Raw genomic sequence first — 1,183 nt, forward strand, 5'->3', positions numbered from 1 at the left:
CACCCGCTCGGCGGGTTCACCGGGTCCGGAATGTCGATTTTCCGCATCGGGAAGTCGCCCGTCACCGACATGTCCATGCCCAAATCCGGCGTCGCCCAGCGCAGCACCGAGGTGTACGGGTGGTTCGGACTGCCGATCAACTGTTCGGCCGGGCCGAGTTCCGCCAACCGCCCCAAATACATCACGCCCACCTTTCCACCGCCGTGCTCGGTGAAGTACCGCGCGTTCGATAGGTCGTGGCTGATGAACACGTACGAAGTGTCGAACACCTCCTGCAATTCGAGCATCAAGTCCATCATCTCAACCCGCAGCGAGACGTCCAGCGCGCTGATCGCTTCATCAGCCAAGATCACGTCCGGGTTCATCAACAGCGCCCGGCACAACACGACACGCTGTTTCTCCCCACCGGAAAGCTGGTGCGGGTAGCGCTCGGCGAAATCAGCCGCCGGGTTCATCCCCACCCGCTCCAACAGCGAGTAAATCCGTTCCCGGCGTTCGCCCGTACTCAAGCCCGGACTCACTTGCCGCAACGGTTCGGACAGAATCGCCACGATGCGGCGATTCGGATTCAACGAACTTCCCGGGTCCTGGTGGATAATCTGGAGCGATTTGCGCACGTCCATCCACTCCAAGTCACTGTCGCTGTTGCCGTCCCGAATGTCCCAGATGTCGTGCCCGCGGTATTTCACGCTCCCCGCCGTCGGTCGCTGGAGACCGATGGCCGTCTTTCCGAGCGTCGTTTTCCCACACCCGGACTCACCGACCAGCGAAATCACGTCGTTCTCCATGATGTCCAGCGAGACCCCATCGACCGCCCGAACGGTTTGGGGTTCACTGTCGAAATCGAGCGGTCCCGATTCCTTCTCGAAGTGTACCTCCACGTTCTCCAGTGACAACAACGGTTCTTCACTGCGCTTGCTCATTGACCTTCACCTCTTTTCTCCGTCGTACTCTCGGCTGGATTTGCTTGCAGTAGTTCTTCGTAGTTCAATTCGATCTCCTCCTGGGCTTCTTGCCAGTGATAACACGCCACCGCGTGCTCGGGCGTGGGATGGTCGAACGGCGGGTCGGTCTGCACGCACTCGTCGGTCGCGAGCGGACAGCGCGGGTGGTAGGCACACCCCTTCGGCACGTTGATCGGCGCGGGACTCTGTCCCGCGATAGGCCGCATCTCTTCGAGCGG

Annotated in this window: 2 protein-coding genes; both read right to left on the minus strand. The window is 61.0% G+C overall.

Annotated features, from left to right (window positions below; genetic code table 11):
* Positions 1–923: ATP-binding cassette domain-containing protein (locus A4G99_RS09400; protein WP_066142579.1), on the minus strand; the 923-nt coding region annotated here is incomplete at its 3' end.
* The coding region (locus tag A4G99_RS09405; RefSeq protein WP_342764462.1) for an oligopeptide/dipeptide ABC transporter ATP-binding protein at positions 920–1,183 on the minus strand (264 nt) is incomplete at its 5' end. The genes A4G99_RS09405 and A4G99_RS09400, both read right to left, overlap by 4 nt.

The sequence above is a fragment of the Haladaptatus sp. R4 genome (genome assembly GCF_001625445.1).
Classification (GTDB): Archaea; Halobacteriota; Halobacteria; order Halobacteriales; family Haladaptataceae; genus Haladaptatus.